Source organism: Nocardia amamiensis NBRC 102102 (genome assembly GCF_001612745.1).
GTDB lineage: Bacteria > Actinomycetota > Actinomycetes > Mycobacteriales > Mycobacteriaceae > Nocardia > Nocardia amamiensis.
In genome coordinates this window covers 1-865 of sequence record NZ_BDBA01000457.1, presented here as the reverse complement: position 1 = coordinate 865, position 865 = coordinate 1, and the positions used below count along the sequence as shown (strand labels likewise).

Annotated in this window: 1 protein-coding gene; it reads right to left on the bottom strand. The window is 70.2% G+C overall.

What is annotated here, in order from left to right; all coding sequences use genetic code 11:
- Nucleotides 1-857 (bottom strand): lytic transglycosylase domain-containing protein (locus NA4_RS44010; protein ID WP_174553057.1); only part of this gene is annotated, 857 nt, incomplete at its 3' end.
- Nucleotides 858-865: the final 8 nt, after the last annotated feature.

Below are 865 nucleotides of genomic sequence, written 5' to 3'. Positions count from 1 at the left end.
GGCCCGAACCCGATACCAGGCAACCCCACCCGCGGCATCGGCGCCGGAACCGGCTGCCCCACACACCCATCCACCGGCGGCGGCGGAGGCGGCGGCGGAGGCGGCGGGCAGAAAATGCCACACGGAATCGGCGGCAACCCCGGAATATTGATCATCACCTGCACCGGCGGCGCCGGCGGCGGCACCGGCCGCCGCGGCACCTGCCCCGGATCCGGCACCCCCGGCACCCGCACCGCACTCATATCCGACGGCGGCACCACCCCCCTCGACCCCGGCGGCACCAACTCCGGCGACACCCGCACCTGCGCCGGCGACCCCCCACTCCGATACGCCGCCGACCAACTCAACACATTCCCCGCATACGACAACGAATGGTTGTACCGCAACACCGCCCGCAACTCCTGCGCCGGATCCCGCAGATCCAACCCCCCCGCACACAAATACTTCCCCGCCGCCAACGCCGCATCGAACACATTATGCGGATCCGCCACCCCATCCCCATTCCCATCCGCCGCATACACCCCCCACGTCCCCGGCAAGAACTGCATCGGCCCCACCGCCCGCGCAAACCCCCCATCCCCCGACCGGATCACCTCATTCCCCGGCAAACTCCCATCCAACACCGGACCGAAAATCGGCGACACCGTCGTCCCCGCCGCATCCGTCCGCCCACCCCGCGCATGCCCCGACTCCACCCGCCCGATCCCCGCCAACAAACTCCACGACAACCCACACCCCGGCACCGACGACCCCAACGCCAACTCCGCATTCCGATACGCCGCCAACACCACCTCCGGAATCCCCAACACACCCCCCACCACCGGCAACGAAAAATCCCGCCCCCCAACCCCACCCACCCCCGGCG